Genomic DNA, 14,619 nt, shown 5'->3' with positions numbered 1-14,619 from the left:
TTACAGATCGTCGAAACCGTTGTCCGAATTGGTCTTCTTGTAGCTGGCGTTGCGCATCTCGAAGAAGTCGGTCTTGGTTTCGGTGAAGTTGTCGGCGTAGGCCTTGATCCACGGCATCACGTTGACGTTGGTCTCGCTGTACAGCTTCTCGATCCCGAGCATGCCGGCCATCTTGTTGGCGCGGTACTTCACGTAGCGGATCATCTCGTCCACGTCGATGCCGTCGATGCCGTCGAGCACTTCCCCGGTCCAACGCGTCTCCAGCTGGATGGCGTGCTCGAAGGCTTCGTGTACGTAGGCGGTCAGCTGCTCGCCCTGCAGGGCGGGGTTCTCACCGATGATGGCGCGGATCAGTTCGCTGATGAACTTGGTGTGGGCCAGCTCGTCGCGGTTGATGAAGCTGATGATCTTGCCCGTGCCGGTCATGCGGTTCTGGCGGACCAGGTTGTAGAAGAACGCGAAGCCCGAGTAGAAGTTGATGCCTTCCAGGATCGAGGACTGGATCAACGCGCGGATCAGCGTCTCGGCGGTTTTTTCGCGCATGAAGTCATCGTAGGACTGCATGATCGGCGCATTGCGGGCCAGGATGGTCGGGTGGGTACGCGCGATCTCGAACACCCGGTTCTGGTCGGCCAGGCCGGCGATCGAGGCCAGCACGTAGCTGTAGCTTTCGTTGTGGATCACTTCCTGCTGGCCGATGATCGCCGCGTTGGCGTGCGCGGCCGGGTCGGTGATGTACTCGGCGACGTTGTAGATGAAGCGCGTCTGCGGCGAGTCCAGCGTGGCCAGCAGGCCGATGATCGAGTCGTAGGCGTTCTTCTCGCGGGCATTGAGCTCACCGTACTGGCGCGCGTCACCCTTCATGTCGACTTCGTCGGGAATCCAGAAGTTGGTCGATAGCTCCTTGTACGCCCGGTAGAACGACGGGTAGGGGATGTCGTTCCAGTTGAGGATGCCACTGGTGCGGCCGTTGATGATGCCGGTGGAGCGGTTGGGGTGGCGCGGTTCGAGGATCTTGATGCGTTCGAGGGGGATGGCCATGAGGGTGTGTCCTGGAGCAGAGCCCCCTGAGTCAGGGGGCGACCGCGAAGCGGCGGGGGTCTGGGTGGTTGTAATGCGGGGCCCATGGTTTGCGCAGCGAACCATGGGAGCGTCAGCGCGAATGCGATGCGCCTACCCGCACCATTCGCACTCGCTTATGTCGATATCGTTGGAGCGCACGTAGTAGGTCGTCTTCAGCCCTTCGCGCCAGGCACTCATGTGCAGCGCGAGCAGAGTGCTGGCGCGGATGGTGCTGGGCACGTACAGGTTGAAGCTGATCGACTGGTCCACGTGGCGCTGGCGGCGGGCGTTCTGGCGGATGCTGGCGAACTGGTCGACCCGGTAGGCGCCTTTCTCGTAGTACGGATAGGTCTCCAGCGACAGGTCCGGCGCAGCCACCGGGCGGCGGAAGTCCTTCTTTTCCTCGTAGTAGAACGCGCCGTACACCGGGTCGATCGAGGCCGTGGAGCCGGCGATCTGGGCGGTGCTCATGTTCGGGGCCACCGCCATCAGCCAGCCATTGCGCAGGCCGTTGACGCCGACCTGCGCGGCCAGTTCGCGCCAGGCCGGGTTGTCATAGCCACGGGCGCGGAAGTACTCGCCGTTCTGCCACTCGCTGCCGACGAACGCGCTGTAGCGCCCCTTTTCCTTGGCCAGGGTCATGCTGGCCTGGATGGTGAGGTAGTTGATGCGCTCGTACAGGCTGTCCGCGTAGTCCTCGGCCTGGGGCGAGTTCCACTCGATCTGCTGCAGGGCCAGCAGGTGGTGCCAGCCGAAGGTGCCCAGCCCGATCGCGCGGTACTTGCGGTTGGTGATGGTCGCCTGCGGCACCGGCAGCTGGTTGAGGTCGATCACGTTGTCCAGCATCCGCACCTGGATCGGCACGAGGCGCTCGAGCACGTCGCTGGTCAGCAGGTCCGGTGCGGCCGTGACCGCACGGCCCAGGTTGATCGAGGACAGGTTGCACACCACGAAATCGCCGGCCTGTCTGGTCGTCACGATCTGGTCGCCGCTGATCATCTCCTGGATCATGCGGGTGGGGCTCATGTTCTGCAGGATCTCGGTGCACAGATTGCTGGAGTAGATGCTGCCGGCATGCTTGTTCGGGTTCTTCCGGTTCACTTCGTCCCGGTAGAACATGAAGGGATTGCCGGTCTCCAGCTGGCTCACCATGATCCGCTTGAACAGGTCGATGGCCTTGATCGTGCGCCGGCTGATCCGTTCGTCGGCCACGACCTCCTCGTACTTCTCGCGGAAGCTGCCCTGGCCGCGCTGCTCATCGTGGAAATCCTGCAGGTACCAGCCCTTGATCCGCTTCACCTCGTACGGATCGAACAGGTACCAGTCGCCACGGCGCTCCACCGCTTCCATGAACAGGTCGGGCAGGCACACCGAGGTGAACACGTCGTGCGCGCGCAGGCGCTGGTCGCCGTTGTTCAGGCGCAGATCGAGGAAGGCCTCGATATCGCGGTGCCAGATATCCAGGTACACCGCGATCGCGCCCTTGCGCTGGCCGAGCTGGTCCACGCTCACCGCAGTGTTGTTGAGCTGCTTGATCCACGGCACCACGCCGCCGGAGGAATTGGCCACGCCCCGGATCGATGAGCCCGCCGAGCGCACATAGCCCAGGTATGCACCCACCCCACCGCCGTGCTTGGAGACGCGCGCCACGTCGGTGTTGGAGTCGTAGATGCCCTGCAGGCTGTCGTCCACCGTGTCGATGAAGCACGAGGACAGCTGGCCGCCGACCTTGCCGGCATTGGCCAGGGTCGGCGTCGCCACCGTCATGTACAGGTTGGACAGCGCCCAATAGGCCTCGCGCACCAGCAGCATGCGCCGGCGGCGCGAGCGTTCGCCATGCTCGTGTTCGTGCTGCATCAGGTACAGCGCGATGGTCAGCCAGCGTTCCTGCGGAAGCTCGTACACGGCACGCGAGTGATCGGTGGCCAGGTAACGGGTCGCCAGCAGGTACAGCCCGTTGTAGGCGAACAGCGTGTCGCGCTCGGGCTCGATCATCTGCCCGGCTTCCTCCAGTTCATCCTTGGAATACGCCTTGAGGATGTCGATCGAGTAGACATTGCGGTCGGCCAGGCTTTCCTGCAGTCCCACGTACGAGCCGTACTTCAGCGTGGCATCGTAGAAGCGGTTCTTGCTGGCGCGCTTGTACAGCCGCCGCAGGTAGAGGCGGGCGGCGAAGTGCTCCCAGTCCGGCGCGGTCAGGTCGATGCGTGATTCGGCCTCGCGGATCAGCAGGTCCACCATCTCATCGGCGCTGAGCTGCTGCCGCCGGGCGATCTGCCCGAGCACGCTGCGTAGATAGTCGGCCACGTCCAGTTGCGGGAACTCGGCATGCACGCTGTGCACCGTGCGTTCCAGTCGCGCCTGGTCGAAGGGCATGCGTCGGTTGCCGCCCTCCTTGGTGATCCACAGTGTTTCACCGCCGGTGGCGGCATCCAGGGCGGTGTCGGTGGGTGGGGTGGCGGTCGAGGCGACGGTGTCGTCGGTGTTCATGCGTTCTCCATGCATGGCGCAGTGCCCAGCAGGCGGCGCGGCAGAGCCGTGCGGCAGCCGGACAGAAGGCGTGATTGGTGGGCAGGCCCTGCGTGTGCAGGAATACGTCGCCGCAGGCTCACATCGGTGGCAACGGGCCTTGCTTCCAGGCGCCGGTCAGGGGATACGACGGGGCGTTCTACTGCGACGCGGCGTCGTGACGGTGCACCGGGCCTGGCGGAAGCGGGGAGCCGATGGACACAACATAGTGGGGTCGTGGTGGATCGTCAACCGTAGATGTAGTGCTTTTTTGTCGCAGGGGGCGGCGGGCCCGGCGACATGAACATCCCGTACAGACTGCACTATCAAACGCAAATGCGAGCCGTTATCATTTGATGGATCACAGGGCGGTGATGCATTCGCAACCGGATGGCAGAACCGCGCGCGCCTCGGCGCACCGCGTGGTTCAACTTCTTATTGGCTGTGGTGTTCAATGTCTGCACGTCCTGTCGTATCCGGTTTGCCCGCCCTCGTTTCCGCCGCGCTGCTCGGCACCATGGCAATGATGGCGTTCGTGTCCGTGATCGGCCCGGTGGTGCGGGTGTTGGGCTTGGCCGAATGGCACGCCGGGCTGTCGGTCACCGCGGCCGGCGTGTTGTGGATGCTCGCCGCCCGCCGTTGGGGGGCGCTCAGCGATCGCATCGGCCGCAAGCGCGTGCTGTTGATCGCACTGGCCGCCTACGCAGTGATCTATCTGGGGCTGGCGGTCTTCGTGGATGTGGCGCTGACTTCACCGCCGGCCATCTGGGTGTCGGTGCTGGTGCTGGTCGGCACGCGTGCTCTGGTCGGCCTGTTCTACGCCGCCGTGCCACCGACCGCCGCAGCCATCGTTGCCGACCAGGCTGCGCCGGGGCAGCGCGGCAGCGTGATGGCCAAGCTCGGCACCGCCAATGCGCTGGGCATGGTGCTGGGTCCTGCCGCCGCCGGCTGGATCGCCTACAAGAACCTCTCCCTCACGCTGTATGTGGCCGCGCTGTTGCCGCTGCTGTCGTTGTTGATGATCTGGTGGCGCCTGCCGAACACCCCGCCGGTCGCGCCGACGCACAGCGGCCCCAAGCCAACGCTGGGGCTGGGCGATGCACGCCTGCGGCTGCCGTTGCTGGCCGTGTTCGCCGCGATGATCTCGGTGACCATCGCCCAGGTCACGGTCGGCTTCTTCGCCATCGACCGCCTTCAATTGTCGCCCGCAGATGGCGCACGCATGGCCGGGCTGGCGCTGACCGCGGTCGGCGTCGGCCTGATCTTCGCCCAGGGCCTGGTGATGAAGCTCAAGGACATCCGCCCCACGCGCTGGATCGTGGTCGGCGCGCTGATCTCCGGTCTCGGCTTTGCGTCGGTCGCGCTGGTCAGCGTGCCGTGGCAGCTGCTGGCCAGCTACGCGGTCGCAGCGTTCGGGATGGGCTTCGTGTTCCCCAATTTCCAGGCGCTGGCCGCCGATTCGGTGGAGGCGCACGAGCAGGGCGCCGCCGCCGGCACCGTGGCCTCGGTGCAGGGCATGGGCATGGTGGTCGGGCCGATGATCGGCACATTGCTGTACCGGTGGTCACCCAGCGCGCCGTATCTGCTGGTCGGCGCGGTGCTGCTGGTCCTGGCGGTCTCTGCCGCGATCCACCGCCAGCGGGGTGCCGCATGAACGAGATGCTGATCAACCAGGCAGCGGACGAGCTGACCCACGCGTCCGCCATCGACATGGCCGACACCCCGTACTTCCTGTTGCGCAGCCCGCAGCAGGCACTCGAAGCGCAGGGCGTGCGTGCGCGTTTGCCGTCGGGCCCCACCGCCTCGTTGGCCGAACGTGTAGACGCCTTCTTCGCCGCACCGCGCTCCGGCCCGCGGCTGCTGGTCGGCGCGGTGCCGTTCGATCCCGAGCAGGCCGATGCGCTGTACCAGCCGGATCACGTGTCCGGCCAACCCGCGGTGGTCCGCGTTGAGACCCCCACAGTGGTCGGTGACGTGCTGGCTGAACCGCCTGCGCAGGCCTATGCAGGCGCGGTCGCCACCGCCGTCACGGAACTGCAGCGCGCCGATAGTGCGCTGGAAAAGGTCGTGCTGGCCCGCAGCCTGCGGGTCACCACCGCGCAGCCACTGCACCCGCGGGTGCTGGCCGCGCGGCTGGGCAGGGATCCGAGCGTAGCCACTTACGTGGTGCCGGTGCCTTCAGAAGGCGGCCCCGGTCCTGCCTGGCTGGTCGGCGCCACTCCCGAGCTGCTGGTCTCCAAACGTGGCGAGCGCGTGCTGTCGCATCCGCTGGCGGGCTCGGCACGTCGTTCGGCCGATCCTGCCGAGGATGCCCGCGCCGCCGAGGCGCTGCTGGCCTCGGCCAAGGACCATGATGAGCACCGCCACGTGGTCGAGGCCATCGTTGAAGCGCTGACGCCGCTGTGCCATCGCGTCGAGGCGCAGCCCCAGCCCACGCTGCATGCCACCGCCACCATGTGGCACCTGGGCACGCGCATCCACGGCACCCTCAAGGACGCAACGGTTTCCTCGGCCGCGCTGGTGGCACTGCTGCATCCCACGCCGGCGGTGTGCGGGACACCACGCCACCCCGCACTGGCGCTGATCCGCCAGGCTGAACCGGTGGCGCGCGGTTTCTATGCCGGCGCTGTCGGCTGGACCGATGCCCAGGGCGATGGCGACTGGTACGTGGCGATCCGCTGCGCGCGCGTGCAGGGCACGCAGGTGCGCCTGTATGCCGGTGCCGGCATCGTCGCGGGCTCGCAACCCGATCTCGAAGTGGCCGAAACGGCTGCCAAGTTCATGGCCCTGCTGACCGCGCTCGGCGTCCATGACGTTCGTCCATTCTGATGTGCGGGAGTTGTCCATGAACGCATCCTTCTCTTCCTCCCGGGTGCCGTTGCGCCAGGTCTGGCCGCCGGCCCTGGTCGCGCGCTATCGTGCCGCCGGCCATTGGCGTGGCGAGACCTTCCCAGGCTTCCTGCGCGAGCGTGCCGAACGCTTTGCCGGGGATATCGCGGTGGTCGGGGGTGATGCCCGCCTGACATATGCCCAGCTGTGGCAGGAAGCCGGCCGCATCGGCGCCGGCCTGCTCGCGCAGGGCCTGGCCCCGGGCGACCGGGTCGTGGTCCAGCTTGGCAACGTGCCCGAGTTCATCACCGTGGTGTGCGGGTTGTTCCGTGCCGGGCTGATTCCGGTCTACGCATTGCCTGCGCACCGCATCACCGAAGTCGCGCATTTCGCCCGCAAGGCCGAGGCCAGTGCCTATGTCGCTGCAGCGAGCTACGACGGTTTCGACTACCGCACGCTGGCGCGCGATCTCCAGGCGCAGGTGCCGGCAGTGCAGCACGTCATCATCGTGGGCGAGGGCGGCGGGTTCACCGCGCTGGAGGCTCTGGCAGGCGATCTTGAGCAGCTGCCACCGGACCCGCATCCGCAGTCCGTGGCGTTCCTGCAGATCTCCGGCGGCAGCACCGGCCTGTCCAAGTTGATCCCGCGCACGCATGACGACTACCTGTATTCATTCCGCGCCAGCAATGCGATCTGCGGCATCACCCAGGACAGCGTCTATCTGGTCGCGCTGCCTGCCGCGCACAATTTCCCGATGAGCTCGCCCGGCTTCTTCGGCACGCTGTATGCCGGTGGCCGGGTGGTGCTCAGCCCGGGTGCCGGCCCGGAAACTGCGTTCGCCCTGATCGCACGCGAACGGGTCACCTGCGTCGGCCTGGTGCCGCCACTGGCCCTGCTGTGGGCGCAGGCGGCCGCGACGACCACACAGGACCTGTCCAGCCTGCAGGTAGTGCAGGTCGGTGGCGCCAAGCTGGTGCCGGAAGCGGCACGCCGCGTGATCGCCGGGCTGGGCTGCACGCTGCAGCAGGTGTTCGGCATGGCCGAGGGGCTGGTCAACTACACCCGCCTGCACGACAGCGAAGAGATCATCGTCTCCACGCAGGGCCGCCCGATCAGCGAGGACGATGAAGTGCTGGTGGTCGACGACCACGGGCATCCCGTCGCAGAAGGTGAGACCGGGCATCTGCTCACCCGCGGCCCGTACACCATCCGCTGCTACCACAACGACCCGGCGGCCAATGCCCGCGCCTTCACCGAGGACGGTTTCTACCGTACCGGCGACATGGTGCAGCGCCTGCCCGGCGGTTATCTGGTCGTGCAGGGCAGGGCCAGCGATCACATCAACCGGGCCGGCGAGAAGATTTCCGCCGAAGAAATCGAAGACCATCTGCTGGCGCACCCCAGCGTGTTCGATGCGGCCGTGGTCTCGATTCCCGACGCCTACCTGGGCGAGCGCAGCTGTGCCTTCATCATTGCCCAGGGTGAGCCGACCAAGGCCGCCAGCCTCAAAGCCTGGGTGCGCAGCCGCGGCCTGGCCGCGTTCAAGGTGCCGGACCAGATCGTGTTCGTCGATGCGTTCGGCACCACGGCGGTCGGCAAGATCAGCCGCCGCGAGCTGCGTGGCCAGCTGCGCGAACGTTTCATGCAACAGACGGGAGAAACGCGCTGATGGCGCTGCCGACGATCCAACCCTACCCCCTGCCGACCCAGGCCGAGCTGCCCACCCCGCGCGGCGCCTGGCAGCCGCAGAGCGAGCGCCTGGCGCTGCTGGTACATGACATGCAGCGGTACTTCCTGGCCGCGTTCGCGCCGGATGCCGCACCGCTGGCGCCGGCCGTGGCCAACATCGCGCGCCTGCTCGCGCATTGCCGTGCGCGTGGCATCCCGGTGTTCTATACCGCCCAGCGCGGCCGCCAGGACCGCCGCGATCGCGGCCTGCAGGCGGATCTGTGGGGCCCGGGCATGTCCGCAACCGACGAGCATGAAGCCATCATCGAAGCCGTGGCACCGCAGCCGGGCGACCATGTGCTGGTCAAGCACCGCTACAGCGCCTTCCAGCGCAGCAACCTGGAAACGATGATGCGCGCCCGTGGCCGCGACCAGTTGCTGGTCACCGGTGTCTATGCGCACATCGGCTGCACCGCCACCGTGGCCGAAGGCTTCCAGCGCGACATCGAGAGCTTCATCGCTGCCGATGCCGTCGCCGATTTCTCGCGCGCCGACCACGACCTGGCCCTGCATTGGATCGCCCGTACCTGCGGCATCCCGATGACCACCGATCACCTGCTGGAGACGCTCGCATGACCGCACTCACCCTGGAGCGCATGCGCGCCGATGTCGCCGAGATGATCGGCGAAGCGCCCGAGGACATCAGCAACGATGAGAACCTGATGGACCTGGGGCTCGATTCGATGCGGGTACTGGGGCTGGTACTGGCCTGGGGCAACACCGGTATCGCGCTGGAGTTCAGCCACCTGGCCGAGCACGCCACGCTGGGCGGCTGGTGGACGGTGGTGCAGCGCCTGCAGGCCCAGGCCGCGGCTGGCGCATGAACGCACGTGCGGTGCCGGGTCCGGACGCGCGCCTCGTTCGCGGGCTGAGCGAGGCCCAGGCCGGGTTGTGGTACGCCCAGCGCCTGGCGCCGGACAATCCCGCCTTCAATACCGCCCATGCGGTGTGGATCGAGGGCGGACTGGACGTGGCTGCATTCGTGCGCGCTGCGGATCAGGCCGCGCATGAATCCGACGCGCTGGCATTGCGTATCGTCGAAAACGCACAGGGCCTGCCCGAACAGTGGGTGGACCGGCAGCACACGCCCGCGCTGCAGGTGGTGGATCTGTCCGGCCATCCGGATCCGGCCGCCGCCGCCCGTGAGGCGATGCAGCGCGACCGGCTCAGCCCGGTCGATCCTGCCCGCGACCGGCTCAGCCAGCAGCGCCTGTTCCTGCTCGGCCCGGGCCGCAGCGTCTGGTACCTGCGCGTACATCACCTGGCGACCGATGGCTACGGCATGGGCCTGCTCTCCGAGCGGGTCTGCGCGCTGTACGCAGGCAACGCCGCACAGGGCGCGCTGGCGCCGCTGGCGCCGGTGCTCGATGAAGACGCGCAGTATCGTGACAGCGAGCGCCGCACGCGCGACGCCGCGTACTGGCGTGAGCTCATGGCCGATGCACCGGCGGCCGCGGGCCTTCAGGCTGGCCTCGGGGCCGCGGCGGCGGATGCACTGCGCCACGTGGCGCCCATCGATCCCACACTGCGGGCGCGCCTGCACACCGCAGCCGCCGCCATCGGCCAGCCCTGGCCGGATCTGCTCACCGCGCTTGGCGCCGAGTACTGCCGCCGCATCAGTGGTGAAACCGAAGCGGTGATCGGCGTCCCGTTCATGGGCCGCCTGGGCAGCGTCTCGGCCCGCGTCCCGGCGATGGTGATGAATGTGCTGCCCCTGCGGCTCAAGGCCAGCGAGGGCAGCGTGGACACCTTCGTACGCGACGTCGCCCTGCGGCTGATGCGCGGCCGTCGCCATGGACGTTACCGCGGTGAACAACTGCGTCGCGATCTCGGCTTGATCGGTGGCCAGCGTCGCCTGCATGGCCCGCTGGTCAATGTGCAGCCGTTCTATCGGCCGCTGCAGCTGGACGGCGTGCACGCGACGCTGGAGATTCTGTCCACCGGCCCGGTTGACGACGTGACGCTGGGCTTTCGTGGCGATGGCGCCGCCGTGCTCGATCTGGAGATCGAGGCCAACCCGGCGCTGTATACCCGCGCGCAGGTGCGGGCCCATGCCGCACGCCTGCTGCATTTCGTGTCGGCCGCACTGGACGTGCAGGCTGCCGGTGCCCCCATCGCCTCGGTGCCGTTGTGTACGCCGGAGGAGGCCCAGCGCTATCTCTACGAGGTCAACGCCACCGCACATCCGGTGCCCGAGGTCAGCCTCGCCGCGCTGATCACCGCTTGCATGGCGCGCACGCCCGACGCCGTGGCCGTGGTTTACGGGGCGCAGCAGCTGACCTTCGCCGAGCTGGAGCAACGCAGCCGGGCGCTGGCGCTGCACCTGCAGGCACAGGGCGCCGGCCGCGAGGCGAGGGTGGTCGTGGCACTGCCGCGCTCGCTTGAACTGGTCATCGCGCTGGTCGCCGTGCTGCGCGCGGGCGGGGCTTACCTGCCGGTGGACCTGGCCCACCCCGATGAGCGCCTGGCGCGGATCCTGCGCTCGGCCGGGCCGGTCTGCGTACTGGCGCTGGAGCAGGACTGCCACCGGTTCCCCGGGATGACGGTGCTCCCCCCGGCGCAGTGGCCGCACGCCAGCGACGGCCCGCTCGGCACCGTGCCGCAGCCGGACGATGCCGCCTACGTCATCTATACCTCCGGCTCCACGGGTGAGCCCAAGGGCGTACTGATCGAGCACCGCGCCATCGTCAATCGCCTGGAATGGATGCGCACGCATTACGGTGTCCAGCCGGACGATCGTATCCTGCAGAAAACCCCGGCCACCTTCGACGTCTCGGTCTGGGAGTTCTTCCTGCCCTTGATCAGCGGCGCCACCCTGGTGGTCGCACCGCCCGAGGCGCACCGCGATCCGCTCGCCCTGGCCGCGTTGATCCGCGAGCACTCGATCACCACGCTGCATTTCGTGCCGTCGATGCTGGCCGCGTTCCTGGCTGCGCCAGCGGCCCGTGGGCTGCAACTGCGCCGGGTCTTCACCAGTGGCGAAGCGCTGGATGCCGCCTTGCGCGATCGCTTCCATGCCACCGTCCAGGCCGAACTGCACAATCTGTATGGGCCGACCGAAGCCGCCGTGGATGTGAGCTGGTGGCCGGCCAACCGCAGCGACGCCTCCCAGCCCGTGCCGATCGGTTTCCCGGTCTGGAATACGCAGCTGTACGTGCTTGATGCGCGGATGCAGCCGCTGCCACCGGGTGTCGCAGGGGATCTGTACCTGGGCGGCGTGCAGCTGGCGCGCGGCTACCTCGGCCGCGACGACCTCACCGCCGAGCGCTTCCTGGCCGATCCCTTCGTGCCGGGCAACCGGCTGTATCGCACCGGCGATGTGGCACGCTGGCGTGAGGATGGGGCGGTGGAATACCTCGGTCGGAACGATCATCAGATCAAGCTGCGCGGCCTGCGCATCGAACTTGGCGAGATCGACGCCGCCCTGCGCACGGCACCCGGCGTCAGCCGGGCCGACGTCCTGCTGCGCGAAGATCGCCCCGGCGAGCCGCGGCTGGTGGCCTACCTCAATGCGGGCAGCCCGCAGGCGGATGAGCTGCGCGCCCACCTGGCCACCCGCCTGCCGGATTACATGGTGCCCAGCGCATTCGTTGCACTGGAGCACTGGCCGGTCACCGCCAATGGCAAGCTGGATCGTGCCGCGCTGCCGGCGCCGGCGCAGCGCGTGTCCGACGGTGTGGCGCCGCGCACCGGCACCGAACAGGCGCTGGCGCAGCTGTTCGCCGAGACCCTGGGGCTGCGCAGCACGGTTGGTGCCGACGCCGACTTTTTCGCCCTGAGCGGTGACTCGCTCAGCGCCGTGCACCTGCTGCTGGCGATCCAGCAGCGCTGGCGCTGCGATCTCGGCCTCGGCGCGGTGTTCGCCGCCCCCACGGTTGCGGCGCTGGCCGCCCGTATCGACGCACCGCCAGCGGCTACCGATCACGGGCTGGCGCCGATGATCCAGCTGGCCGCTGGTGACCCGGTGCTGGCGCCGCTGTTCGTGATCCACCCGGCCGGCGGTATCGCCTGGAATTATCGTGACCTGGCCCGGGCGCTCGCCCCGGCCCGCGAGGTGCAGGGCCTGCAGTCGCCCGTGCTTGATCCTGCCCAGCCACTGCCGGCCAGCATCGAGGCACTGGCGGCCAGCTATGCCGAGCGCATCCTCGCGCTGGGCCGGCCTGGCCCGGTGCATCTGCTTGGCTGGTCGGTCGGCGGCATCCTTGCCCAGGCGATGGCGGTGCACCTGCGCGCGCTCGGCCACGAGGTCGGCGTACTGGCGCTGCTGGATGCCTATCCCAGCGAGTGCTGGCGTGCCGAACCCGAGCCGGATCCGATCGCCGCGCTGCGCGCCCTGCTGGCCATCGCCGGCCATGACCCGGAGGCGCATCCCGAGCTGGACAGCCGTGAGCGGATCCTGGCGTTCCTGCGCCGGGGCGACAGCGCGCTGGGCAACCTCCCCGATGTGGTCCTCGATGGCGTGGTGCGTGCGGTCACCGGCACCAACCGGCTGATCCGCGCCCATCACCACACACGTTACGACGGTCCGCTGCTGCACGTCCGTGCCGGCCGCGACCACCTCGACCGCCCGCAGCTGCAATCGGCCCTGTGGCAGGCGCATTCCGCCAGCGTCGAAGCGGTCGAACTTCCTTTCCTGCACGCTGAACTCACCGGCCGCGATGCCGTGGCGCAGATCGCGCCGTGGCTCGATGCGCAGCTTCAGCGCTCTGAAACGATCAGGACACCCGCATGAAACTCACTGGATTCGACGGCACCATCGCCTTGGTCACCGGCGCGGGCGGCGGGATCGGCGCGGCACTGGCCGAGCACCTTCACGACAGCGGCTGCACCGTGATCGCCACGGATCTTGAGGCCCCCGTGTTCACCGCGCGGGCAGGGCAGCCGCGCATCCATGCCTGCGCGCTCGACGTGAGTGATCCGGTTGCGGTGGAGGCACTGGTTACCTGGATCGAGGCCAGGATCGGCGCGATCGGCTTTGCCATCAACGTGGCTGGTGTCCTGCAGACCGGCACGGTGGTGGAGACGGATGACGCGCAATGGCGCCGCGTCTTCGCGGTCAACACCGATGGCGTGTTCCACGTTTCGCGTGCCGTCGCACGGGTGATGTCGCCGCGGCGGAAAGGCGCCATCGTCACGGTCAGCTCCAATGCCGCGGGCGTACCCCGGCACGGCATGGCGGCCTATGCGGCATCCAAAGCGGCCGCGACCATGTTCACCCGTTGCCTCGGCCTGGAACTGGCGCCGCTCGGCATCCGCTGCAACATCGTGGCGCCCGGCTCAACGCTGACCCCGATGCAGACCGCGATGTGGGCCGGACCCGAGGGCGAGCAGCGCGTGATTGAAGGGAGTTTGGAGACATACAAGGTAGGCATTCCCCTACAGAAAATCGCCCGCCCGGATGACATTGTGTACGCGGTCATGTTTCTTCTCTCCGACCAGGCCGGCCATATCGCGATGAGCGATCTTTATGTCGACGGCGGCGCAACGCTGCGCGGTTGACGGGCGGCTGGAAAGGAACTACGCCGCAGATTCACGTTTATGCAACTTGATTCATAGTTTGGGGTGCAGCGCTTCGCCTAAGGTTCACCCGAAACAATCACAACGGCCTGCCGCGTTCCTGCCGGCAGGCCGTTGAGCGAGAGTTTCAGAACGCATTCGTCATCGCCCAGTGTGGCGAGGCCATGCGCCGTGCGCGTGTAACTTCACTTCACGGGCTCTTGCATGAAAAACATACTGATTGCGGACGATCATCCAGTGGTACGCGTGGGCCTCCAGTGCCTGCTCGCCCGGCACCCCGGGGTACGGGTCATCGGCGAAGCAGCGGATCCCGAGCAACTCGAAGCCCTGCTGGCGGAAAAGACGTGCGACCTGGTCATCACCGACCTGTCCATGCCGTGGGGTGGTCGCCCCGATGGCGTACGCATGCTGGAAAGCATCCGCCGTGATTACGGCCATGTGCGCTTGATCGTCGTCACCTCCTTCGCCAACCTGCAGGTGCTTCGAGCGGTGGTCCGGCTGGGCGTGGAGGGCATCCTGGAGAAAACCGGCGGCCTGTCCGACCTGCTGGCCGCAGTGGACTGCGTCCTCGGCGGCCGTACCTATTTCTCCGGTGATCTTGCCCAGCGCTTGCGCTCCGGCCGCAACCGCACCGGGCTCAGCTCGCGCGAGAGCGAAGTCATCCGGCTGCTCGCGCACGGCCTGAGTGTCAAGGAAATCGCCGATGTGCACCGGCGAACGATCAGCACCATCAGCCGCCAGAAAGGCGCGGCGATGCGTCGGCTGGGCCTGCGCTCGGACTATGAGCTGCTCGACTACGCAAAGTCCATTGGATTGTCTCCCGGCGGGCACTGAGCCGCCGTTGTGGGAGCAGCTGTGCATCCGGAATGCCGCTGATGAGAGCCGGCGACACCGTCGATCTGCGGGCGATCGGCGCGTGCGATTGCACCCATTTTTCCATTCGATCGTCAGATGCTGCACGCATTTCATTTTTGT

General features: G+C 67.6%; 10 protein-coding genes. 8 read left to right on the top strand and 2 right to left on the bottom strand.

Annotation, left to right across the window (positions count from 1 at the left end):
• Both ORK51_RS04975 and ORK51_RS04970 read right to left on the bottom strand, forming a co-directional pair.
• Nucleotides 1-1,041 (bottom strand): ribonucleotide-diphosphate reductase subunit beta, encoded by a 1,041-nt coding sequence (locus tag ORK51_RS04975; RefSeq protein ID WP_070425230.1) that lies wholly within the window; start codon nt 1,039-1,041, stop codon nt 1-3.
• Nucleotides 1,042-1,173: 132 nt separating this feature from the next.
• A complete protein-coding gene (locus tag ORK51_RS04970; RefSeq protein ID WP_266084376.1) occupies nt 1,174-3,552 on the bottom strand; it encodes a ribonucleoside-diphosphate reductase subunit alpha in 2,379 nt (792 codons plus the stop codon).
• 472 nt (nt 3,553-4,024) lie between these two features.
• Between ORK51_RS04970 and ORK51_RS04965 the strand changes: the two genes are divergently transcribed.
• The 8 genes from ORK51_RS04965 to ORK51_RS04930 all read left to right on the top strand — a co-directional run bounded on the left by ORK51_RS04965 (nt 4,025) and on the right by ORK51_RS04930 (nt 14,478).
• On the top strand, nt 4,025-5,224 hold the full coding sequence (locus tag ORK51_RS04965) for an MFS transporter (RefSeq protein WP_266084375.1): 1,200 nt from the start codon (nt 4,025-4,027) through the stop codon (nt 5,222-5,224).
• The gene (locus ORK51_RS04960) at nt 5,221-6,399 is read left to right on the top strand and encodes an isochorismate synthase (RefSeq protein WP_266084374.1); all 1,179 of its coding nucleotides are present in this window, start codon (nt 5,221-5,223) and stop codon (nt 6,397-6,399) included. The genes ORK51_RS04965 and ORK51_RS04960 overlap by 4 nt, the downstream gene beginning before the upstream one ends.
• A 16-nt stretch (nt 6,400-6,415) precedes the next feature.
• Nucleotides 6,416-8,068 (top strand): (2,3-dihydroxybenzoyl)adenylate synthase, encoded by a 1,653-nt coding sequence (locus ORK51_RS04955; RefSeq protein ID WP_266084373.1) that lies wholly within the window; start codon nt 6,416-6,418, stop codon nt 8,066-8,068.
• Nucleotides 8,068-8,703, top strand: a complete 636-nt coding sequence (locus ORK51_RS04950; RefSeq protein WP_266084372.1) for an isochorismatase family protein — start codon at nt 8,068-8,070, stop codon at nt 8,701-8,703. The genes ORK51_RS04955 and ORK51_RS04950 overlap by 1 nt, the downstream gene beginning before the upstream one ends.
• The gene (locus ORK51_RS04945) at nt 8,700-8,951 is read left to right on the top strand and encodes a phosphopantetheine-binding protein (protein WP_266084371.1); all 252 of its coding nucleotides are present in this window, start codon (nt 8,700-8,702) and stop codon (nt 8,949-8,951) included. Before ORK51_RS04950 ends, ORK51_RS04945 begins: the two co-directional genes overlap by 4 nt.
• The gene (locus tag ORK51_RS04940) at nt 8,948-12,859 is read left to right on the top strand and encodes an amino acid adenylation domain-containing protein (RefSeq protein WP_266084370.1); all 3,912 of its coding nucleotides are present in this window, start codon (nt 8,948-8,950) and stop codon (nt 12,857-12,859) included. Before ORK51_RS04945 ends, ORK51_RS04940 begins: the two co-directional genes overlap by 4 nt.
• Nucleotides 12,856-13,626 (top strand): 2,3-dihydro-2,3-dihydroxybenzoate dehydrogenase, encoded by a 771-nt coding sequence (locus ORK51_RS04935; RefSeq protein ID WP_261996723.1) that lies wholly within the window; start codon nt 12,856-12,858, stop codon nt 13,624-13,626. Before ORK51_RS04940 ends, ORK51_RS04935 begins: the two co-directional genes overlap by 4 nt.
• Nucleotides 13,627-13,848: 222 nt before the next feature.
• On the top strand, nt 13,849-14,478 hold the full coding sequence (locus ORK51_RS04930) for a response regulator (RefSeq protein ID WP_261996722.1): 630 nt from the start codon (nt 13,849-13,851) through the stop codon (nt 14,476-14,478).
• The last annotated feature ends 141 nt before the right edge of the window (nt 14,479-14,619 follow it).

Source organism: Stenotrophomonas sp. RIT-551 (assembly GCF_026241915.1).
GTDB classification, from domain to species: Bacteria; Pseudomonadota; Gammaproteobacteria; order Xanthomonadales; family Xanthomonadaceae; genus Stenotrophomonas; species Stenotrophomonas bentonitica_A.
The sequence above is the reverse complement of the archived record's forward strand: the minus strand, read 5'-3'. Positions and strand labels throughout refer to the sequence as shown.

Bases quoted from the DNA above. Each gene is read 5' to 3' on its own strand.
- ORK51_RS04975 (WP_070425230.1), bottom strand. From the start codon at position 1,041: ATGGCCATCCCCCTCGAACGCATCAAGATCCTCGAACCGCGCCACCCC.
- ORK51_RS04970 (WP_266084376.1), bottom strand. From the start codon at position 3,552: ATGAACACCGACGACACCGTCGCCTCGACCGCCACCCCACCCACCGAC.
- ORK51_RS04965 (WP_266084375.1), top strand. From the start codon at position 4,025: ATGTCTGCACGTCCTGTCGTATCCGGTTTGCCCGCCCTCGTTTCCGCC.
- ORK51_RS04960 (WP_266084374.1), top strand. From the start codon at position 5,221: ATGAACGAGATGCTGATCAACCAGGCAGCGGACGAGCTGACCCACGCG.
- ORK51_RS04955 (WP_266084373.1), top strand. From the start codon at position 6,416: ATGAACGCATCCTTCTCTTCCTCCCGGGTGCCGTTGCGCCAGGTCTGG.
- ORK51_RS04950 (WP_266084372.1), top strand. From the start codon at position 8,068: ATGGCGCTGCCGACGATCCAACCCTACCCCCTGCCGACCCAGGCCGAG.
- ORK51_RS04945 (WP_266084371.1), top strand. From the start codon at position 8,700: ATGACCGCACTCACCCTGGAGCGCATGCGCGCCGATGTCGCCGAGATG.
- ORK51_RS04940 (WP_266084370.1), top strand. From the start codon at position 8,948: ATGAACGCACGTGCGGTGCCGGGTCCGGACGCGCGCCTCGTTCGCGGG.
- ORK51_RS04935 (WP_261996723.1), top strand. From the start codon at position 12,856: ATGAAACTCACTGGATTCGACGGCACCATCGCCTTGGTCACCGGCGCG.
- ORK51_RS04930 (WP_261996722.1), top strand. From the start codon at position 13,849: ATGAAAAACATACTGATTGCGGACGATCATCCAGTGGTACGCGTGGGC.